We start from the raw sequence: 18,809 nt of genomic DNA on the forward strand, positions 1-18,809 counted from the left end.
TATTAACTCAATCGTTTTAGTTTAATTTCCTCTTATGTTCTCAATAAATTGGTCAAACAAATAAGAAGAGTCATGAGGTCCTGGACTTGCTTCTGGATGATACTGTACTGAGAAACAATTTTTATTTTTCATACGCATACCCGCAACAGTTTCATCATTAAGATGCAAATGTGTAATCTCTAAATCTGGATGATTATCTAATTGTTCTTTATTAACCGCAAAACCATGATTCTGAGATGTAATCTCACCTTTTCCAGTAATAATATTTTTAACAGGATGATTTATTCCTCGATGTCCATTAAACATTTTATAAGTAGAAACACCATTCGCCAAAGCAATAACTTGATGCCCTAAACAAATACCAAACAATGGTTTATTATTTGCCAAAATTTCTTTAGCAACTTCTATTGCTCCAAATAATGGATCTGGATCACCAGGGCCATTAGACAAGAAATAACCATCTGGATTAAATGCTGCTAAATCTTGAAAAGTAGAATTATACGGAAACACTTTTATATAACAATCTCTTTTAGCCAAATTACGCAAAATATTCTTCTTAATCCCTAAATCTAATGCTGAGATTTTATAAGTTGCATTTTCATCTCCATAAAAGTAAGGTTCAGTTGTCGAAACTTTTGAAGCAAGCTCCAAACCTTCCATATTTGGAACATTTGCCAAAGCAATCTTTAAATCTTCGATTGAAGTTCCATCTGTACATATCACAGCATTCATCGCTCCGTTATCACGTATATAACTCACCAATGCTCTTGTATCAACATCAGAGATGCAAATAAGATTTTCTTTGATAAAATAAGACTCTAAACTCTCTGAAGCATCTTCACGAGAATAATTAAAGCTAAAGTTTTTACAAACTAATCCTGATATTTTGATGCTATCAGATTCTATTTCTGAATCATTTACACCATAATTCCCAATGTGTGCATTGGTAGCAACCATAATCTGACCAAAATAAGAAGGGTCTGTAAAGATTTCTTGATATCCTGTCATTCCAGTATTAAAGCAAACTTCGCCAAAAGTTGTACCACTAATTCCGATTGATTTTCCGTGAAAAATTGTTCCGTCGCTTAGCAAAAGAATGGCGCTTTGTCGTGTTGTGTATTTCATTTGTAATTAGATATTTTGCAAATTTAATTTTTTAAAAGAGCGAGTGCAAGGTTTTTTAAAAAATTCATCTTTAAAAATAAAACCCTTAAAAGGGAAAGTGTTAGATTATTGTGTTTTTAGTTTCAAAAAAAACAAAAAAAAAGGATAAACTAGTAACTAGTTTATCCTTAATTCTTATTGAATGATTATTTTCATAATTATTCAGAAGCTTCAGTTGTCGTTTCTGTATCAGCAGCAGGAGCTTCAGAAGTCTCTTCAGCTTTCTTTGCTTTTCCACCACGACGGCTTTTTGCTTTTTTAACTTCTTTTTTACCTCCATTGTAAAGTTCATTGAAATCAACAAGTTCGATCATCGCCATATCAGCGTTATCTCCCAAACGATTTCCAACTTTAATGATACGTGTGTATCCACCTGGACGGTCTCCTACTTTAGCAGCTACATCTCTGAACAAGTCAGTTACAGCGTATTTACTACGTAAGTATGCAAAAACAATACGACGATTGTGAGTCGTATCTTCTTTTGATTTTGTGATTAAAGGCTCAACGAATTGTTTAAGCGCTTTAGCTTTAGCAACAGTAGTGTTAATACGTTTGTGCTCAATAAGAGAACAAGCCATATTAGCCAACATAGCTTTTCTATGTCCAGTCTGTCTGCTTAAGTGATTGAATTTTTTTCCGTGTCTCATTGCTATGTTAAATTTAACTCGCCTAAGCGAATTAGATTATTCTTTATCTAGTTTGTATTTAGCTAAATCCATTCCGAAAGTTAAATTCTTAACTGCAACAAGTTCATCAAGTTCAGTTAAAGATTTTTTACCAAAATTACGGAATTTCATTAGGTCATTTTTATTGAACGATACTAAATCACCAAGTGTATCAACTTCAGCCGCTTTCAAGCAATTTAATGCTCTCACAGATAAATCCATATCAACAAGCTTAGTTTTAAGCAATTGTCTCATATGTAATGACTCTTCATCATACGATTCTGTTTGTGCAATTTCGTCAGCCTCGAGTGTAATTCTTTCGTCAGAGAATAACATGAAGTGGTGAATTAAAACTTTAGCAGCTTCAGTAAGAGCATCTTTAGGATTAATAGAACCATCAGTTTTGATTTCAAAAACTAATTTTTCGTAATCTGTCTTTTGCTCAACACGGAAGTTTTCAATTGCATATTTCACATTTTTTACCGGAGTAAAAATTGAATCTGTAAAAATAGTTCCAATTGCAGCGTTCTGTTTTTTGTTCTCCTCAGCAGGAACGTATCCTCTACCTTTTTCGATTGTTAAATCGAAATTCAGTTTAATTTTACTATCTAAATTACAGATAACAAGGTCCGGATTCAGCACTTGGAAACCTGAAATAAATTTTTGAAAATCACCTGCTGTTAGTTGATCTTTACCAGAAACAGAAATAGTAACTGCTTCATTATCGATATCTTCAATTTGACGTTTGAAACGAACTTGTTTAAGATTAAGGATAATTTCGGTAACATCTTCAACAACACCTGAGATAGTAGAAAACTCATGATCTACACCTTCAATGCGAACAGATGTAATTGCATAACCTTCTAATGCTGAAAGCAAAACTCTTCTAAGTGCATTACCAACAGTCAATCCATAACCAGGCTCTAAAGGTCTAAATTCGAATTTACCTTCAAAATCGGTTGAATCGATCATGATAACTTTATCGGGCTTTTGAAAATTAAATATTGCCATAAATTTCGACTAAGTCAATTATTATTTGTTGTACAACTCTACGATTAATTGTTCTTTAATGTTTTCTGGAATTTGAAGTCTTGCAGGTACAGAAACGAAAGTTCCTTCTTTAAGATCATTGTTCCAAGTAATCCATTCATAAACATGACTTGAATTTGATAAAGAACGTTCGATAGCCTCTAAAGATTTAGATTTTTCACGAACAGCAACTTTATCACCAGGCTTAAGGTGGTAAGACGGAATGTTAACAACTTCACCATTTACGGTAACGTGTCTGTGAGATACGATTTGACGTGCACCTCTTCTAGAAGGAGCAATACCCATTCTAAAAACTACATTATCCAATCTTGCTTCACATAGTTGTAACAAAACTTCACCAGTAACTCCTTTAGTCGCTGATGCTTTTTCGAATAAATTTCTGAATTGTTTTTCTAAAATTCCGTAAGAATATTTAGCTTTTTGCTTTTCCATTAATTGAATAGCATACTCAGATTTTTTTCCTCTTTTTTTAGCCATCCCGTGTTGTCCAGGTGGGTAATTTCTTCTTTCGAAAGATTTGTCATCTCCGAAAATTGCTTCGCCAAATTTACGAGCTATTCTTGTACTTGGACCAGTATATCTTGCCATTTTAAATTGTTTAAGATTGAGATTATGAATTCAGGTCTGATCCTTCGATAATCTATTTTCAATCTAGGTTATACTATAAATTTTGAGTATTAAACTCTACGTCTTTTAGGAGGACGACATCCGTTGTGAGGCATTGGAGTAACATCGATAATCTCTGTAACTTCAATTCCACCGTTATGAAGAGAACGAATTGCAGACTCACGTCCGTTTCCTGGTCCTTTTACATAAACTTTAACTTTTTTAAGTCCTGCCTCAAGAGCTACTTTACTACAATCTTCTGCTGCCATTTGAGCTGCGTACGGAGTATTCTTTTTAGAACCTCTGAAACCCATCTTACCAGCTGAAGACCAAGAAATAACTTCACCTTTCTTATTTGTCAAAGAAATGATAATGTTGTTGAAAGTGGCAGAAATATGAGCTTCACCCGTTGATTCAACGATAACTTTACGTTTTTTTGCAGTTGCTTTAGCCATATTACTTATTATTTAGTTGCTTTTTTCTTGTTAGCAACAGTTTTTCTTTTACCTTTTCTTGTTCTAGAGTTATTTTTAGTTCTTTGTCCTCTTAACGGAAGACCAGATCTATGACGGATACCTCTGTAACAACCAATATCCATTAAACGTTTGATGTTTAAAGAAACCTCAGAACGTAATTCTCCTTCAATTTTGAAAGATGATACTGCTTCACGAATTGCTCCGATCTCATCATCATTCCATTCTTGAACTTTTTTATCTTGGCTAACTTGAGCTTTTTCTAAAATCTCAATAGCTCTACTTCTTCCTAATCCAAAGATATAGGTAAGTGCTATAACACCTCTCTTATTTTTTGGGATATCTACCCCTGCTATTCTTGCCATAATTATCCTTGTCTTTGTTTAAATCTAGGATTCTTTTTGTTTATTACGTACAATCTCCCTTTTCTACGCACAATGATGCACTCGGGACTTCTCTTTTTTACTGATGCTCTAACTTTCATAGTGAATATCCTTTAATATCTATAAGTAATTCTTGCTTTTGACAAGTCGTAAGGACTCATTTCTAGTTTCACTTTATCACCAGGTAATAATTTGATGTAATGCATACGCATCTTACCAGAAATATGAGCGATTACAATATGTCCATTTTCTAATTCTACACGGAACATCGCATTTGACAATGCTTCGATGATTGATCCGTCTTGTTCTATTGCTGATTGTTTTGCCATATAAAAATTAAGCTACTGCTTTTCTATTTTTACCAGTCTTCATTAAACCATCATAATGTTTGTTTAACAAATATGAATTAATTTGTTGAATAGTATCTATTGCAACTCCAACCATAATTATTAACGAGGTACCTCCAAAAAACATTGCCCAAGATTGTTGTACATCCATAAAACTTACAACAATGGCTGGGAACACAGCAATTAAAGCAAGGAATAAAGATCCTGGGAAAGTTATTAAAGACATCACTTTATCAAGAAAATCTGAAGTCTCCACCCCTGGCCTAACACCTGGAATAAAACCACCACTTCTCTTTAAGTCATCAGACATCTTGTTAGTAGGTACTGTAATTGCAGTATAAAAGAAAGTAAACACAACAATTAAAGTTGCAAATACAAAGTTATACCAAAATCCAAACATATTACTAAAAGCACCAACAATTGATTGTGATGTATCTGATTTCGATAATCCAGCTACAGCTGCAGGAATAAACATAATTGCTTGTGCAAAAATAATTGGCATAACCCCAGAAGCATTAAGCTTAAGTGGAATCCATTGTCTATTACCTCCCATCAAATCTTGCTCATAATCTCCTGAAGTTGTACGACGAGCGTATTGAACTGGAATTTTACGAACTGCCATAATCAACAGTACACAAGAAATAATAACTAATAACCAAATAATAATTTCGATAACTAATAACATTGGCCCTCCATTGTTATTGGTAACTCTGGTTGTAAATTCTTGAATAAAAGCTTGTGGAAAACGAGCTAATATACCAACCATAATCAACAATGAGATTCCATTTCCAATACCTTTATCTGTAATTTTCTCTCCTAACCACATGGCAAAAATAGTACCTGTAACCAAAATTATCACAGAAGAAAATAAAAACTCAAAAGAATTAAAACCTAGCAAAAATGCACTGCTAGGTAATGTTCTATATAAATTATAGATGTAAGTTGGCCCTTGAACTAAAGTAATAACGATAGTTAACCAACGTGTTATCTGATTAATTTTTTTTCTACCGCTCTCTCCATCATTTTGAAGTTTTTGTAAATACGGAATCGCAATTCCCATTAACTGAACAACAATAGACGCAGAAATATAAGGCATAATACCTAAAGCAAAAACTGAAGCTTTAGAGAATGCACCTCCGGTGAACATGTCTAGAATAGATCCTAAACCATTTTTTGTTTGTCCCGCTAAACCAGTCAATTGCGTTGCATCAATTCCAGGAAGCGTAACGTGTGCTCCAAAACGATATACTAAAAGAAGTCCTAATGTAATTAAGATTCTATTTCTCAGTTCTTCGATTTTCCAAACATTACTTATTGATTCAATAAATTTCTTCATATAATAGAAAAATTATATTGTTACAGCTTCTCCACCAACAGCTTCAATAGCCGCTTTTGCAGTAGCAGTAAATTTGTGAGCAGTTACTTTTAATTTTGCTTTCAATTCTCCTCTACCTAAAATCTTAACGATTTCATTTTTGGTAGCTAGACGATTTGCTACATAAACTGTCATATCAACAGAATCTGTAATAACACCATTGTCTACTAATAATTGTAGCGTATCTAAATTTACACCTTCGTATTCTTTACGGTTGATGTTTGTGAAACCGAACTTAGGTACACGTCTTTGAAGTGGCATTTGCCCTCCTTCAAATCCAATCTTTTTAGAATAACCAGAACGAGATTTTGCTCCTTTGTGTCCTCTTGCAGAAGTACCACCTTTTCCAGAACCTTCTCCTCTACCTAATCTCTTATTTTGATTGTGCGTTGACCCTTCAGCTGGTTGTAAGTTACTTAAATTCATAACAGTATTTGTTATTTAGCTTCTTCAACAGAAACTAAGTGTTTAACTTTGTTTATCATCCCAAGGATAGCAGGATTTGAATCATGCTCTACAACTTGTCCCATTTTACGTAGACCTAAAGCTTCCAAACCTCTTTTTTGAGAAAGAGGACAGTTGATTTTGCTTCTTACTTGTTTTACTAATAATTTAGCCATAATTTCCTTGAATTAACCTTTAAAAACTTTTTCTAAAGAAACACCTCTTTGTTTTGCAACAGTATAAGCGCTTCTCATTTGTAATAAAGCATCAAAAGTTGCTTTAACTACGTTATGAGGATTTGATGATCCTTGAGATTTAGATAATACATCCTGAATACCTACTGATTCAAGAACTGAACGAACAGCTCCACCAGCAATAACCCCTGTACCATGAGAAGCAGGAATTAAAAATACACGTGCACCACCATATTTACCTTTTTGTTCGTGAGGAACAGATTTTCCATTCAAAGGAATCTTTACTAAATTTTTCTTAGCATCTTCTACTGCTTTCGCAATTGCTTCAGAAACATCTTTAGATTTCCCTAATCCATGTCCAACAACTCCATTTTCATCACCTACAACTACAATAGCAGAAAAACCGAAAGCTCTACCACCTTTTGTAACTTTAGTAACACGATTAACACTTACCAGACGATCTTTAAGTTCAAGACCACTTGGTTTTACCAATTCTACATTTTTGTATTTAGACATAATATATTAGAATTTAAGTCCAGCCGCTCTTGCGCCTTCTGCTAATGATTTAATACGACCGTGATATAAGTATCCTCCTCTATCGAAAGTTACTGCATCTATTCCAGCTTTTAACGCTTTTTCTGCAACTAGTTTTCCAACTGCGTTAGCAATTTCTACGTTCGTACCTTTACCTATTTCTTTTTCTCTTGAAGAGGCAGCCAATAAAGTAACTCCATTTACATCATCAATAAGTTGTGCGTAAATTTCTTTATTACTTCTAAATACAGAAAGTCTTGGTTTAGCAGCATAACCACTAATCGTTTTTCTAATTCTGAATTTAATTCTCTGTCTTCTATCAGATTTTGTTAATGACATAATCTTATTTTTTAAGCTGATTTACCTGCTTTTCTTCTTAATACTTCACCTACAAACTTAACACCTTTTCCTTTATATGGTTCTGGCTTACGGAAACCTCTAATTTTTGCCGCAACCTGACCTAAAAGTTGTTTGTCAATTGATGTTAATTTTACGATAGGGTTTTTACCTTTTTCAGATATTGTCTCTAAAACTACTTCTGGAGCAATTTCTAAAACAATATTGTGAGAATATCCAAGAGCTAAATCTAACTTTTGTCCTTGATTTGAAGCTCTATAACCAACTCCTACCAACTCTAAAGATTTAGTAAACCCTTCATTTACACCAACAATCATGTTACTGATTAATGATCTGTAAAGTCCGTGTTTTGCTCTGTGATCTTTGTGATCAGACGATCTATCTACTTGAACTTGATCGCCTTCAACCGTAACAGTTACGTCCGAAAACTCCTGTGTAAGCTGACCATTCTTTCCTTTTACTGTAATAATACCGTCTTTAACTTCTACAGTTGTACCAGCAGGGATTACAATTGGATTTTTACCTATTCTTGACATCTTATATAGTCTTTATAATTAGTATACGTAACAAATTACTTCACCACCTACATTTAATTGCTTAGCTTGTTTTCCTGTCATTAAACCTTTTGACGTAGAAACAATAGCAATTCCTAATCCGTTAAGGATTCTAGGTAGGTTAGCAGCACCTGCATATTTACGCAAACCTGGTTTACTAATTCTTTGGATATCTTTAATTACTGGCTCTTTAGTATCTTTATCATACTTCAAAGCGATTTTGATTGAACCCTGAACAGCGTTGTCCTCAAATTTGTAACTCAAGATATAACCTTGATCAAATAAGATCTTAGTTATTTCTTTTTTTAGATTAGATGCCGGAATTTCAACAACTTTGTGGTTTGCAGCCACAGCGTTACGAACTCTAGTCAAATAATCTGCAATAGGATCTGTATACATATGTATTTGATTGCGATTATGGTTTTCGGGAGACACTCGTCTCCCGAACCTTTAATCAATTAAAATTATTTTTTGGTTTGCAAAAGTAATAACTTATTGCGAGATTACCAAGACGCTTTTTTAACTCCAGGAATTAATCCATTATTAGCCATCTCACGGAAAGTTACACGTGAAATACCAAATTGACGAATATAACCTCTTGGTCTACCTGTTAATTTACAACGGTTGTGTAAACGAACTGGTGAAGCATTTTTAGGTAATTTCTGTAAACCTTCAAAATCTCCAGCTTCTTTCAAAGCTTTTCTTTTCTCAGCATACTTAGCTACCGTTTTCTCTCTTTTCACCTCACGGGCTTTCATTGATTCTTTAGCCATGTCTTAATTCTTTTTAAAAGGTAAACCTAATTCAGCCAATAATGACTTTGCTTCTTTGTCTGTTTGAGCAGTTGTAACAAAAGTAATATCCATTCCTGAAATTTTGTTTACTTTATCAATATCAATTTCTGGGAAAATGATTTGCTCTAAAACTCCAAGATTGTAATTACCTCTTCCGTCAAAACCAGTAGCTTTGATACCACTAAAATCTCTAACACGTGGTAAAGCAGAAGTAATAAGTCTATCTAAAAACTCATACATTCTTTCACCACGCAAAGTAACTTTTGCTCCAATCGGCATTCCTTTTCTCAATTTGAATGACGCAACGTCTTTCTTTGAAATTGTAGATACTGCTTTCTGTCCAGTGATCTTTGTCAACTCATCAACTGCATAGTCAATAAGTTTTTTATCAGATACAGCTGCACCAACTCCACGGCTCAAAACGATTTTTTCCAATTTAGGAACTTGCATTACGTTTGTATATCCGAATTCCTCTTTAAGAGCAGAGATTACTCTACTCTTATATTCTTCTTTTAGTCTAGGTGTATATGCCATTACTATAGTACTTGATTAGATTTTTTTGAAAATCTTACTTTCTTATCTCCTTCTACTCTAATACCAACTCTAGTTGTTTCCTTAGTTTTAGGATCAATTAGTGAAATGTTAGATATTTGTATAGAAGCTTCTTTCTTAACGATACCACCTTGAGGGTTTTTTGCACTTGGTTTTGTATGTTTCGAAACCATGTTTACACCTTCAACTATCGCTTTATTTTTCTCACGGTAAACACGTAAAACTTTACCTTCTGAACCTTTATGGTCTCCAGCAATTACTCTTACGATATCTCCTGATTTTATTTTTAGCTTTATCATCTTAAAACGAATTAAAGCACTTCTGGTGCTAATGATACAATTTTCATGAATTGTTTTTCACGAAGTTCTCTTGCTACCGGACCAAAAACACGAGTTCCTCTCATTTCTCCTGCAGCATTCAAAAGAACACATGCATTGTCATCGAAACGGATATAAGAACCATCAGCTCTTCTCACTTCTTTTTTGGTACGTACAACAACTGCAGTTGAAACAGCTCCTTTTTTAACGTTCCCGTTCGGAGTTGCATCTTTGATAGAAACTACAATCTTGTCACCAACAGAGGCATACCTTCTTTTGGTACCTCCTAAAACACGGATAGTTAAAACTTCTTTTGCTCCCGTATTATCTGCTACTTTTAGTCTTGATTCTTGTTGTACCATAATTATTTAGCTCTTTCTAAGATTTCAACTAATCTCCAACATTTTGATTTACTTAAAGGACGCGTTTCGCTAATTCTTACAGTATCTCCAATGTTACAGTCGTTTGTTTCGTCGTGTGCAACGTATTTCTTTGTTTTCAACACGAACTTACCGTATAATGGGTGTTTAACTTTTCTTACTTCAGCAATAACAATAGATTTATCCATTTTATTTGAAGTAACAACACCAATTCTTTCTTTTCTTAAATTTCTTTTTTCTTCCATCTTTCAGCAGAATACAATTATTGTAACTCTCTTTTAGTTAACTCTGTAGCCAATCTTGCAACTGTTCTTCTTACACTTCTAATTTGAAGTGGATTCTCAATTGGAGAAATAGCGTGGGCCATTTTTAGGTCAGCATATATCTTCTTAGTTTGACTAAGTTTTTCTTGCAACTCCGCTGCAGAAAGATCTTTTATTTCTGATTGTTTCATAATATATTATAAATTATGCTTCGAAATCTCTAGCAACAACGAACTTAGTTTTTACTGGAAGCTTTTGTGCTGCAAGACGTAAAGCCTCTTTTGCAACTGACAATGGAACTCCTCCAACTTCAAACATTATTCTTCCGGGTTTAACAACTGCAGCCCAATATTCTACTGCACCTTTACCTTTACCCATACGTACTTCAAGAGGTTTCTTAGTAATTGGTTTGTCTGGAAATATTTTGATCCATAATTGTCCTTCTCTTTTCATAAAACGAGTTGCAGCGATACGTGCAGCTTCGATTTGACGAGAGGTTAAGAACATTCCATCTTCATGTACAGATTTAATACCAAACATTCCATTAGAAAGTTCAAATCCTCTTTGAGAATTCCCTTTCATTTTACCTTTTTGTACCTTACGGTATTTTGTTCTTTTAGGCTGTAACATTTTTCTTTAGTTTAAAAATTTACTTTCTTTTACGAGCGTCTGGTTTAGAACCTTTATTAAAGTTAGATTTGCCACGAGGAGCATCTCCACCTTTTCCACCACCAGCTTGTTTTTTATCCATTCCAGCAAGTGGAGAAAGATCTCTCTTTCCATAAACTTCACCTTTCATGATCCACACTTTGATTCCCATTCTACCATAAGTAGTATGAGCCTCTGCAAGTGCATAATCAATATCAGCTCTGAAAGTTGATAGAGGAATTCTACCTTCTTTGAAACCTTCTGAACGTGCCATTTCAGCACCATTCAAACGACCAGAAATCAAAACTTTGATACCTTCAGCGTTCATACGCATAGAAGCAGCAATTGCCATTTTGATTGCACGTCTGTAAGAAATACGACTTTCTATTTGACGTGCGATGCTTGTCGCCACAAGATAAGCATCTAATTCAGGTCTTTTGATTTCAAAGATGTTAATTTGAACCTCTTTGTCTGTAATTTTCTTAAGTTCTTCTTTTAACTTGTCTACCTCTTGTCCACCTTTCCCGATAATAATACCAGGTCTTGCAGTAGTGATAGTAACGGTTACAAGTTTCAAAGTTCTCTCGATAATTACTTTTGATACACTAGCTTTTGATAAACGAGCGTGGATATACTTTCTGATTTTGTGATCTTCGGCAAGTTTATCACCGTAATCATTTCCACCATACCAGTTTGAGTCCCACCCTCTGATGATACCAAGTCTATTTCCAATTGGATTTGTCTTTTGTCCCATGCTGCTTAAGAATTGCTTTGTGTGTTATTGATAGCTCCAAGCACGATTGTTACGTGATTAGAACGTTTTCTTATTCTGTGTGCACGACCTTGTGGAGCTGGACGAAGTCTTTTCAACATCATTCCACCATCTACTCTGATCTCCTTAACAAATAATCCAGCTTCTTCTAAATTACCTTCACTATTTTTTTGCTCCCAGTTATTGATTGCAGATAATAATAGTTTTTCTAATTTTCTAGAAGCTTCTTTAGAACTAAATCTCAAGATGTTAAGTGCTCTTTCTACCTTCTGACCTCTTACCAAGTCCGCTACTAAGCGCATTTTTCTAGGTGAAGTAGGGCAGTTATTCAATTTTGCGAAAGCAATAGACTTATTAGCCTCTTTTCTCGCATCTGCTGTTTCTCTTTTACGAACTCCCATTGCTTCTTATTTTTTACCTTTATTTTTTGCTCCAGCATGACCTCTAAAAGATCTAGTTGGTGAAAATTCTCCTAATTTGTGACCTACCATGTTTTCTGTTACGTAAACTGGTACAAATTGACGACCGTTATGAACTGCGATAGTTTGCCCAACGAAATCCGGAGTAATCATTGAAGCTCTAGACCAAGTCTTTACAACTGCATTTTTACCACTTTCTACGTTTTCTTGAACTTTCTTGTCTAACTTATAATGAACGAAAGGTCCTTTTTTTAATGAACGTGCCATATCTTAATTATTTCTTTCTACGTTCTACGATATACTTGTTACTCGGGTTTTTCTTAGAACGAGTTCTATAACCTTTAGCTGGTATTCCATTTCTTGAACGTGGATGTCCACCAGAAGAACGTCCTTCTCCACCACCCATTGGGTGATCAACAGGGTTCATTGCAACAGGTCTTGTTCTAGGTCTTCTTCCTAACCATCTTGTTCTACCTGCTTTACCAGATACAACTAATTGGTGGTCTGAATTAGATACTGCTCCAATTGTAGCTGCACAAGTTAACAAAATTAATCTTGTTTCACCTGATGGCATTTTAATTGTAGCATATTTTCCATCTCTTGCCATTAATTGAGCAAATGTTCCAGCTGAACGAGCGATTACCGCTCCTTGACCTGGTCTCAATTCGATACAAGAGATAACAGTTCCTAAAGGAATTCTGCTTAAAGGCAATGTATTACCGATTTCTGGTTGAGATTCTGGTCCAGAAACTAATTTCTGACCTACTTTCAATCCATTTTGAGCGATAACATAAGTTTTCTCTCCATCAGCATAAGCTAATAAAGCGATAAATGCAGTACGATTTGGATCATATTCGATTGACTTCACTGTAGCTGGAATTCCTTCTTTTGTACGTTTGAAATCAATAATACGATATCTCTGCTTGTGACCACCACCCGTATAACGCATGGTCATCTTTCCTTGACTATTTCTACCTCCAGAGTTTTTTATCGGCGCTATCAAAGAGCGTTCCGGCTTATCAGTTGTAATGGCGTCATAACCATTCACAACTCTAAATCGCTGACCTGGGGTAATAGGTTTTAATTTTCTTACTGACATTTTTCTATCTTAGATATTGTTGTAAAAATCAATTGTTTCTCCTTCTTTTACTTGAACAATTGCCTTTTTGATTGCATTTGTCTTTCCGCTGATCAAACCGCTTTTTGTGTATTTTGTAGTTCTATCCGGTCTCACATTCATTGTGTTAACACTCAAAATAGTTACTCCATAAGCAGCTTCAACAGCTTTCTTAATCTGAACTTTATTTGCTTTTTTGTCAACAACAAAACCGAAGCGATTTAAAACTTCACTTTCCTTGGTTACTTTTTCAGTTACTATAGGTCTAATTATGATACTCATATTCCTATTATTTGCTTAAATTTTCTTCAATTACCTCTAAAGAACTCTCTAAAAGCACTAAATTATTAGCATTTAGAATAGCATAAGTGCTTAATTCATAGCTACTTACAACGCTAGACGCCTTTAAATTGCGTGAGGACAAATATACATTTTTATTTGACTCTCCCAACACAAATAGAGATTTTTTATTTTCTAACCCTAAAGCTTTCAAAACATTAATGAAATTTTTAGTGTTTGGCGTTTCAAAATTAAAGTCTTCCAAAACAACAATACTTGCTTCTTTTGCTTTAATCGAGAAAGCTGATTTTCTCGCCAACCTCTTCAAGTTTTTATTCAATTTAAATGAATAACTTCTTGGTCTTGGTCCAAAAACCGTTCCACCACCTTTAAACAAAGGATTTTTAATACTACCCGCACGAGCAGTACCAGTTCCTTTTTGTTTTTTAATCTTACGTGTACTTCCTGCTACTTCAGCTCTTTCTTTAGCCTTATGAGTACCTTGTCTTTGATTTGCTAAATATTGTTTAACATCAAGATATACAGCGTGATTATTTGGTTCAATTGCGAATACTGAATCAGAAAGTTGAACTTTTCTTCCAGTATCTTTTCCGTTGAAATCTAATACTTTTACTTCCATTACTTCTGAATGATTACATAAGAGTTGTTATGACCAGGAACACATCCTTTAATAACTAGTAGGTTCTTTTCAGTAACTACTTTTAAAACTCTAAGGTTTTGAACTTTTACATTATCTCCTCCCATTCTTCCAGCCATACGCATTCCTTTGAATACTCTTGATGGATAAGAAGAAGCTCCTACAGAACCTGGCGCTCTTAAACGGTTGTGTTGACCGTGAGTTGCTTGACCAACACCACCAAAACCGTGACGTTTTACAACCCCTTGAAAACCTTTACCTTTAGACACACCTTGTACATCTACAAATTCTCCTTCAGAAAAAATAGAAACATCAATAAGATCTCCTAATTTTTGCTCTGTTGCGAAATCCTGGAATTCAACGACTTTTTTCTTAGCTACAGTTCCCGCTTTCTTAAAGTGACCTAAAGCCGCTTTTGTGGAATGTTTCTCGTTTTTGTCATCGAAACCAAGTTGCAACGCTTCGTACCCGTCAACACCTTTGGTTCTGACTTGGGTAACAACACATGGACCAGCCTCGATTACTGTACAAGGAATATTTTTCCCGTTTTCATCAAAAATACTAGTCATGCCGATTTTTCTACCAATTAACCCAGACATAAATATTAATTATTAATTATTAAATATAAATATAGAACGCAGCTTTTAACCGAATCCTATTTTTTAAGAGGTGCAAAAGTATAACTTATTTACACACAAAACAAAAAAAATGTTTTTCGCTTAAAAACAGCGTCCTTTTTTACTCTTGAACTACTTAAACTTTGATTTCAACTTCTACTCCACTTGGCAATTCAAGTTTCATTAAAGCATCAATAGTTTTAGATGAAGATGAATAAATATCAATTAATCTCTTATATGACATTACTTCAAATTGCTCTCTCGCTTTTTTGTTAACGTGCGGAGAACGTAGTACAGTGAAAAGTTTCTTATGTGTTGGCAACGGAATTGGACCTGTTACAACTGCACCGGTACTCTTAACTGTTTTTACAATCTTTTCAGCAGATTTATCTACCAACATGTGATCGTAAGATTTTAGTTTTATTCTGATTTTTTGACTCATTTTCTTAAAGATTAAGCGTTTCCTTTTGCTTTTTTGATAACTGCTTCTGAAATATTAGAAGGTGTTTCAGCGTAATGTGAAAATTCCATTGTAGATGTTGCTCTACCAGACGAAAGTGTTCTTAATGTTGTTACATAACCAAACATCTCTGATAAAGGCACATCAGCTTTGATAGTTTTAGCACCATTTCTATCTCCCATGTCATTAACCTGACCTCTACGACGGTTAATATCACCTACGATATCTCCCATGTTTTCCTCTGGCGTAATAACTTCCATTTTCATGATTGGCTCAAGAATGATTGCTCCAGCAGCTTTAGCCACTTCTCTATACCCCATTCTAGCTGCTAGCTCAAAAGAAAGCGCATCTGAATCGACAGGGTGGAAAGATCCATCAGTTAAAGTAACTTTCAAACTATCTACCTGGTATCCTGCTAAAGGACCAGTTTTCATAGCTTCACGGAAACCTTTCTCTACAGATGGAATATATTCCTTAGGAACGTTACCACCTTTTACAGCATTAACAAACTGCAATCCTACAGGAACCTTACCATCAACTTCATCAGCTGGCCCAAGTGTAAATACGATATCTCCGAATTTACCACGACCTCCTGATTGTTTCTTATATGTTTCTCTATGCGTAGCAGTTCTTGTAAACGCTTCTTTGTACTCTACTTGAGGCTCACCTTGATTCACTTCAACTTTAAACTCACGTCTCATACGATCAATAAGTACATCTAAATGCAACTCACCCATACCAGAGATAATCGTTTGTCCTGAAGCCTCATCTGTTCTAACCGTAAATGTAGGATCTTCTTCTGCTAATTTAGCTAAAGCCATACCCATTTTATCAACGTCAGCTTTAGTTTTAGGCTCAATTGCAACTCCAATTACAGGATCTGGAAACTTCATTGACTCAAGAATAATTGGGTGTTTTTCATCACACATTGTATCTCCTGTCTTGATATCTTTAAATCCAACTGCCGCTCCAATATCCCCAGCCTCGATATAATCGATAGGATTTTGCTTATTTGCATGCATTTGATAAATACGAGAAATTCTTTCTTTGTTTCCTGAACGCGTATTCAATATATATGAACCCGCATCTAAACGACCTGAATAAGCACGGAAGAAAGCTAAACGCCCAACAAAAGGATCTGTAGCAATCTTAAATGCCAAGGCAGCAAATGGCTCCGCAACAGAAGGCTTACGCAAAATAGGAGTTTGATCCTCTTCTAACAATTCAGCTTCATCTGGATGAATACCCCAAATACCTTCTTTTTCCATTGGAGATGGTAAATACTTACACACTGCATCCAATAAAAACTGAACCCCTTTATTCTTAAAAGAAGAACCACAAAGCATTGGAATGATTGCCATATCTATTGTAGCAGCTCTTAATGCTTTATTAATTTCTTCTTCTGTAATAGAGTTTTCATCCTCCATGTATTTATCAAGAAGATTCTCATCGTAATCAGCAACCGCCTCAATAAGCACAGATCTATACTCTTTTACCTCTGCAACCATATCTTCAGGAATAGGCACAATATCAAAAGTAGCCCCATGATTTGCATCATGCCAAATAATAGCCTGATTTTTAACCAAATCAACTACCCCTTTGAAATCATTCTCTTCACCGATTGGCAAAGTGATTGCAACAGCATTAGATTTCAACATATCTCTAACTTGTTGACATACACTCAAAAAGTTAGAACCTTGTCTATCCATTTTATTAACGAATCCCATACGAGGAACTCTATATTGATCAGCAAGCCTCCAGTTAGTCTCTGATTGAGGCTCTACACCATCAACAGCACTAAACAAGAAAACTAACCCATCAAGAACACGCAATGAACGATTTACCTCTACAGTAAAATCAACGTGCCCCGGAGTATCAATAATATTAAAGTGATAAGGTAATGTCTCTGGCAAAACTTTACCTTGCTCTGTTGGAAAATTCCACTCACAAGTTGTTGCTGCCGAAGTAATAGTTATCCCTCTTTCTTGCTCTTGAGCCATCCAGTCCATTGTTGCAGAACCTTCGTGAGTTTCACCTATTTTATGATTTTTTCCTGTATAAAAAAGGATACGCTCTGTAGTCGTTGTTTTACCTGCATCAATATGAGCAGCAATCCCTATATTTCTTGTATATTTTAAATCTCTAGCCATTTCTTATGAATTAAAATCTAAAGTGAGAGAATGCTTTATTAGCTTCAGCCATCTTATGAGTATCCATTCTCTTTTTAACAGCCGCTCCTTCTTCTTTAGCCGCAGCTAAACATTCTGAAGCTAACCTTTGAGCCATAGATTTTTCATTTCTTCTTCTAGAATAAAGTATTAACCACTTCATTGCCATAGAAATTTTACGATCTGGTCTAATTTGCATTGGAATTTGGAATGTAGCTCCACCAACTCTACGACTACGTACTTCTACGTGAGGCATAACATTAGTTAAGGCATCTTTCCAGATTTCTAATGATGATTTTTCTGAATCTTGCTTTTTAGATTCAATGATGTCAATTGCATCATAAAATACTTTAAAAGCTGTAGATTTTTTACCGTCCCACATTAAGTTGTTCACAAAACGTGTTACCAGTTGGTCATTAAACCTCGGATCTGGTAAAAGTGGTCTTTTCTTTGCCGCTCTTTTTCTCATGTCTTTTTTTTAAAAGTTTAAATTACTTTTTTGCTTCTTTTGGGCGTTTAGCACCGTACTTAGATCTTCTTTGCGTTCTTCCTGCAACTCCTGACGTGTCAAGCGCTCCACGAACGATATGATATCTAACACCTGGTAAATCTTTTACCCTTCCGCCTCTAACTAATACTATCGAGTGCTCTTGTAAATTGTGTCCTTCTCCAGGGATGTAAGCATTTACTTCGTTACCATTTGTCAAACGTACACGCGCAACTTTACGCATTGCAGAGTTTGGTTTTTTTGGTGTAGTAGTGTAAACACGCGTACAAACCCCTCTTCTTTGAGGACAAGAATCTAAAGCAACCGATTTACTCTTCTTAGTCATCTGAGTTCTTCCTGTTCTTACTAATTGTTGAATTGTTGGCATAATTAATACTAAAAATTTATTATGTATATTAAATTCCCGCTTTTTACGGGGTTGCAAATGTATAAAATAATTTTCACTATACAAACGTTAATTCATTAATTTTCAATAAGATTATTTAACCTTATGTTTTCTGCCTCAGCCCTCTGAAGGTTCAAAACAAAAAATACCCCAAAATCCTATACTTTTAATTCCTCAAAATAAACAACATCTAAAAGACCTTTTCAAACAAAATATAAACACGAAAAAAGACAAAATAATTTTCAGATTTCAACAACAAAACTATATCACTTTATATACTCCATTCTTAAAAGCACCTAGAATACAAGACTAATCTACCAAAAAGA

General features: G+C 34.8%; 33 protein-coding genes. All 33 read right to left on the minus strand.

Going from position 1 to position 18,809, the window contains the following annotated elements:
* Positions 1 to 21: 21 nt before the first annotated feature.
* A complete protein-coding gene (carA, locus tag IUY40_RS03835) occupies positions 22 to 1,125 on the minus strand; it encodes a glutamine-hydrolyzing carbamoyl-phosphate synthase small subunit (protein WP_195735566.1) in 1,104 nt (367 codons plus the stop codon).
* Positions 1,126 to 1,322: 197 nt separating this feature from the next.
* Positions 1,323 to 1,811 carry a 50S ribosomal protein L17 gene (gene rplQ, locus IUY40_RS03840; RefSeq protein ID WP_035619618.1) on the minus strand — a complete coding sequence of 163 codons (489 nt, stop codon included), beginning with the start codon at positions 1,809 to 1,811 and terminating at the stop codon, positions 1,323 to 1,325.
* 36 nt (positions 1,812 to 1,847) lie between these two features.
* Positions 1,848 to 2,840 carry a DNA-directed RNA polymerase subunit alpha gene (locus IUY40_RS03845; RefSeq protein ID WP_026109818.1) on the minus strand — a complete coding sequence of 331 codons (993 nt, stop codon included), beginning with the start codon at positions 2,838 to 2,840 and terminating at the stop codon, positions 1,848 to 1,850.
* A 21-nt stretch (positions 2,841 to 2,861) separates the two neighbouring features.
* Entirely contained in the window at positions 2,862 to 3,467 is a 606-nt protein-coding gene (gene rpsD, locus IUY40_RS03850; RefSeq protein WP_195735567.1) for a 30S ribosomal protein S4, read from the minus strand.
* A gap of 89 nt (positions 3,468 to 3,556) precedes the next feature.
* Complete coding sequence (gene rpsK, locus IUY40_RS03855) at positions 3,557 to 3,940, minus strand: 30S ribosomal protein S11 (protein WP_024981527.1); 384 nt, start codon at positions 3,938 to 3,940, stop codon at positions 3,557 to 3,559.
* An 8-nt stretch (positions 3,941 to 3,948) separates the two neighbouring features.
* Positions 3,949 to 4,323, minus strand: a complete 375-nt coding sequence (rpsM, locus tag IUY40_RS03860; protein WP_129539785.1) for a 30S ribosomal protein S13 — start codon at positions 4,321 to 4,323, stop codon at positions 3,949 to 3,951.
* Positions 4,324 to 4,325: 2 nt separating this feature from the next.
* Positions 4,326 to 4,442 carry a type B 50S ribosomal protein L36 gene (ykgO, locus tag IUY40_RS03865; RefSeq protein WP_072945378.1) on the minus strand — a complete coding sequence of 39 codons (117 nt, stop codon included), beginning with the start codon at positions 4,440 to 4,442 and terminating at the stop codon, positions 4,326 to 4,328.
* A 12-nt stretch (positions 4,443 to 4,454) separates the two neighbouring features.
* A complete protein-coding gene (gene infA / locus IUY40_RS03870) occupies positions 4,455 to 4,670 on the minus strand; it encodes a translation initiation factor IF-1 (RefSeq protein ID WP_007136545.1) in 216 nt (71 codons plus the stop codon).
* 7 nt (positions 4,671 to 4,677) lie between these two features.
* Positions 4,678 to 6,024 carry a preprotein translocase subunit SecY gene (secY, locus tag IUY40_RS03875; RefSeq protein ID WP_195735568.1) on the minus strand — a complete coding sequence of 449 codons (1,347 nt, stop codon included), beginning with the start codon at positions 6,022 to 6,024 and terminating at the stop codon, positions 4,678 to 4,680.
* 12 nt (positions 6,025 to 6,036) lie between these two features.
* On the minus strand, positions 6,037 to 6,489 hold the full coding sequence (gene rplO / locus IUY40_RS03880) for a 50S ribosomal protein L15 (protein ID WP_195735569.1): 453 nt from the start codon (positions 6,487 to 6,489) through the stop codon (positions 6,037 to 6,039).
* 11 nt (positions 6,490 to 6,500) lie between these two features.
* The gene (gene rpmD / locus IUY40_RS03885) at positions 6,501 to 6,683 is read right to left on the minus strand and encodes a 50S ribosomal protein L30 (protein ID WP_017495010.1); all 183 of its coding nucleotides are present in this window, start codon (positions 6,681 to 6,683) and stop codon (positions 6,501 to 6,503) included.
* Positions 6,684 to 6,695: 12 nt separating this feature from the next.
* On the minus strand, positions 6,696 to 7,220 hold the full coding sequence (gene rpsE / locus IUY40_RS03890; protein ID WP_195735638.1) for a 30S ribosomal protein S5: 525 nt from the start codon (positions 7,218 to 7,220) through the stop codon (positions 6,696 to 6,698).
* Between the two features lie 3 nt (positions 7,221 to 7,223).
* Complete coding sequence (rplR, locus tag IUY40_RS03895) at positions 7,224 to 7,574, minus strand: 50S ribosomal protein L18 (RefSeq protein ID WP_195735570.1); 351 nt, start codon at positions 7,572 to 7,574, stop codon at positions 7,224 to 7,226.
* 11 nt (positions 7,575 to 7,585) lie between these two features.
* A complete protein-coding gene (gene rplF, locus IUY40_RS03900; protein ID WP_195735571.1) occupies positions 7,586 to 8,128 on the minus strand; it encodes a 50S ribosomal protein L6 in 543 nt (180 codons plus the stop codon).
* 18 nt (positions 8,129 to 8,146) lie between these two features.
* Positions 8,147 to 8,545 carry a 30S ribosomal protein S8 gene (gene rpsH / locus IUY40_RS03905; protein WP_195735572.1) on the minus strand — a complete coding sequence of 133 codons (399 nt, stop codon included), beginning with the start codon at positions 8,543 to 8,545 and terminating at the stop codon, positions 8,147 to 8,149.
* Between the two features lie 104 nt (positions 8,546 to 8,649).
* Complete coding sequence (rpsN, locus tag IUY40_RS03910; RefSeq protein WP_007803655.1) at positions 8,650 to 8,919, minus strand: 30S ribosomal protein S14; 270 nt, start codon at positions 8,917 to 8,919, stop codon at positions 8,650 to 8,652.
* Between the two features lie 3 nt (positions 8,920 to 8,922).
* The gene (rplE, locus tag IUY40_RS03915) at positions 8,923 to 9,474 is read right to left on the minus strand and encodes a 50S ribosomal protein L5 (RefSeq protein ID WP_035619635.1); all 552 of its coding nucleotides are present in this window, start codon (positions 9,472 to 9,474) and stop codon (positions 8,923 to 8,925) included.
* 2 nt (positions 9,475 to 9,476) lie between these two features.
* On the minus strand, positions 9,477 to 9,791 hold the full coding sequence (gene rplX, locus IUY40_RS03920; RefSeq protein ID WP_195735573.1) for a 50S ribosomal protein L24: 315 nt from the start codon (positions 9,789 to 9,791) through the stop codon (positions 9,477 to 9,479).
* Between the two features lie 11 nt (positions 9,792 to 9,802).
* The gene (gene rplN / locus IUY40_RS03925) at positions 9,803 to 10,171 is read right to left on the minus strand and encodes a 50S ribosomal protein L14 (RefSeq protein ID WP_007803649.1); all 369 of its coding nucleotides are present in this window, start codon (positions 10,169 to 10,171) and stop codon (positions 9,803 to 9,805) included.
* A 2-nt stretch (positions 10,172 to 10,173) separates the two neighbouring features.
* On the minus strand, positions 10,174 to 10,434 hold the full coding sequence (gene rpsQ, locus IUY40_RS03930) for a 30S ribosomal protein S17 (RefSeq protein ID WP_129539790.1): 261 nt from the start codon (positions 10,432 to 10,434) through the stop codon (positions 10,174 to 10,176).
* A gap of 17 nt (positions 10,435 to 10,451) precedes the next feature.
* A complete protein-coding gene (gene rpmC / locus IUY40_RS03935; protein ID WP_007803639.1) occupies positions 10,452 to 10,643 on the minus strand; it encodes a 50S ribosomal protein L29 in 192 nt (63 codons plus the stop codon).
* 13 nt (positions 10,644 to 10,656) lie between these two features.
* Positions 10,657 to 11,082: a 50S ribosomal protein L16 gene (gene rplP, locus IUY40_RS03940; protein WP_039111738.1), complete on the minus strand. Its 426-nt coding sequence runs from the start codon at positions 11,080 to 11,082 to the stop codon at positions 10,657 to 10,659.
* A 19-nt stretch (positions 11,083 to 11,101) separates the two neighbouring features.
* Entirely contained in the window at positions 11,102 to 11,854 is a 753-nt protein-coding gene (gene rpsC, locus IUY40_RS03945) for a 30S ribosomal protein S3 (protein WP_035619639.1), read from the minus strand.
* A gap of 5 nt (positions 11,855 to 11,859) precedes the next feature.
* Positions 11,860 to 12,273: a 50S ribosomal protein L22 gene (gene rplV / locus IUY40_RS03950; protein WP_007803631.1), complete on the minus strand. Its 414-nt coding sequence runs from the start codon at positions 12,271 to 12,273 to the stop codon at positions 11,860 to 11,862.
* Positions 12,274 to 12,279: 6 nt separating this feature from the next.
* Positions 12,280 to 12,558, minus strand: a complete 279-nt coding sequence (rpsS, locus tag IUY40_RS03955; RefSeq protein WP_008464288.1) for a 30S ribosomal protein S19 — start codon at positions 12,556 to 12,558, stop codon at positions 12,280 to 12,282.
* Positions 12,559 to 12,565: 7 nt separating this feature from the next.
* Positions 12,566 to 13,390 carry a 50S ribosomal protein L2 gene (gene rplB / locus IUY40_RS03960; protein ID WP_035619640.1) on the minus strand — a complete coding sequence of 275 codons (825 nt, stop codon included), beginning with the start codon at positions 13,388 to 13,390 and terminating at the stop codon, positions 12,566 to 12,568.
* 9 nt (positions 13,391 to 13,399) lie between these two features.
* Complete coding sequence (rplW, locus tag IUY40_RS03965; protein WP_195735574.1) at positions 13,400 to 13,690, minus strand: 50S ribosomal protein L23; 291 nt, start codon at positions 13,688 to 13,690, stop codon at positions 13,400 to 13,402.
* 7 nt (positions 13,691 to 13,697) lie between these two features.
* Positions 13,698 to 14,327: a 50S ribosomal protein L4 gene (rplD, locus tag IUY40_RS03970; RefSeq protein WP_039111740.1), complete on the minus strand. Its 630-nt coding sequence runs from the start codon at positions 14,325 to 14,327 to the stop codon at positions 13,698 to 13,700.
* Complete coding sequence (rplC, locus tag IUY40_RS03975; protein WP_195735575.1) at positions 14,327 to 14,944, minus strand: 50S ribosomal protein L3; 618 nt, start codon at positions 14,942 to 14,944, stop codon at positions 14,327 to 14,329. Before rplC ends, rplD begins: the two co-directional genes overlap by 1 nt.
* Before the next feature lie 154 nt (positions 14,945 to 15,098).
* Positions 15,099 to 15,404 (minus strand): 30S ribosomal protein S10, encoded by a 306-nt coding sequence (gene rpsJ, locus IUY40_RS03980; RefSeq protein ID WP_011963470.1) that lies wholly within the window; start codon positions 15,402 to 15,404, stop codon positions 15,099 to 15,101.
* A gap of 11 nt (positions 15,405 to 15,415) precedes the next feature.
* Positions 15,416 to 17,572, minus strand: coding sequence for an elongation factor G (gene fusA, locus IUY40_RS03985; RefSeq protein WP_195735576.1), 2,157 nt, complete (start codon positions 17,570 to 17,572; stop codon positions 15,416 to 15,418).
* Between the two features lie 10 nt (positions 17,573 to 17,582).
* On the minus strand, positions 17,583 to 18,059 hold the full coding sequence (gene rpsG, locus IUY40_RS03990) for a 30S ribosomal protein S7 (RefSeq protein WP_007803600.1): 477 nt from the start codon (positions 18,057 to 18,059) through the stop codon (positions 17,583 to 17,585).
* A 22-nt stretch (positions 18,060 to 18,081) separates the two neighbouring features.
* Positions 18,082 to 18,465: a 30S ribosomal protein S12 gene (rpsL, locus tag IUY40_RS03995; protein WP_022828353.1), complete on the minus strand. Its 384-nt coding sequence runs from the start codon at positions 18,463 to 18,465 to the stop codon at positions 18,082 to 18,084.
* Positions 18,466 to 18,809: the final 344 nt, after the last annotated feature.

The organism is Flavobacterium sp. ALJ2 (genome assembly GCF_015594725.1).
Classification (GTDB): Bacteria; Bacteroidota; Bacteroidia; order Flavobacteriales; family Flavobacteriaceae; genus Flavobacterium.